Here is a 1330-nt window from a genome sequence, read left to right on the forward strand (position 1 = left end):
ATTTTCATCTAAGTAGCCTTGAATCTCACCTGTTTGAGTTCTCCAAGCATTAGGTATGATAGCCGGATCTCTTTCACCTTCATCAAGTTTAACAAGTGGATTACCTTTAATTTTCAGCAATAACCCTACACCGTTTTGTCTAGTATCTATCAATCCAGTTTCGTTGTAGATACTTACCACTAATAGTTTAAGTTCGTTTTCGTGCATGACTAAATTACCGATAATTCCAACCATCGGCTTGTTGAGGGCACTTAATCCATATTGGGTTATAAAGTAATCTCTAAATCCTGATCCATTCACTTGAATTGACTTTCCAACATTCACATTTTTAGAGTCTGCAGCTAGTGGAATATTAGCAAAACCAAATTCTCCAAATACATCTAACCTGTCATTCCCTACTCTATATAGTGGGTTCATCCAATGGTGAGTTCCTTGTTTATCTCCAACAGCACTAGATAAATCTGATACTAAGATATGATCCATTTCCGCAAGTACTGTTACATCCTCAGTGGATTCTAGTTTTTGAGGTACAGGAACATGCTCATACCAAATAGCCACACTATCTGTTATTCCTGTTCTGTGGCTTGTTATTGGATATTCCATTTTAATTTCTTTTGTTTCTTTTCGTACTTTGACTACGTTAGATTTTATATAGTCTACTTCTTGGCTTAACTCTACATCTAACTTTAAATAATCTATGTTTACAGTGCTTTCAATGTTTGATCCTGCTGGATGTGTGGAATGAATCAAGACGTATATTTTTTGGTTGCTAGTAGGGATATTACCAACACTATTTATATCAGGTGTTTTCGATACCGATGCTATCGTTTCACTTGTAGATTCTCCAACAAATGATCCTGCTGTTGGAAATACATCGTTATTAGCTCCCCATAAACCTTTTAATGTTACCCCATAAGTCAATCCGTCATTGTCACCTTCACCAGAAACAACCGATAAAACGGTGATTTTACGCAATAAATCCTTTAGATTGCTTAATGATAAATCATTGTTCGCAAGGTCAAATTCAGCCATCAAGCACATTGTTTCTCCTGCTACATTTGTTGACTTTGACAATAGTACACCGTTTTGCTTGCCAACTGTATCATAGTCAAACTGACTAACCTCGTCTGCATCCGTAAAGTCTGAGAGTGTTAAGTTTGCTATGTCTGCTACGCTTTTTGAGTACAACTTGTGAGGTGCGGTTTGGTTATCACCTAACGTTTTCCCAAGATAGTTTAATGTCTGTTTAGATTTTCGTCCTGGTGTCCATGTAGGGTTAGGATTGATGCCTTTTTCTAGTTTAAAATTACGTGCTTCAAATTCTCCAACA

General features: G+C 36.7%; 1 protein-coding gene. It reads right to left on the reverse strand.

Annotated features, from left to right (window positions below):
* A partial coding sequence (locus Q5Y73_RS24550) for a hypothetical protein (protein WP_305994556.1) occupies positions 1-1330 on the reverse strand: 1330 nt, incomplete at both ends.

It is taken from the genome of Chengkuizengella axinellae (assembly GCF_030730905.1).
GTDB classification, from domain to species: domain Bacteria; phylum Bacillota; class Bacilli; order Paenibacillales; family KCTC-33759; genus Chengkuizengella; species Chengkuizengella axinellae.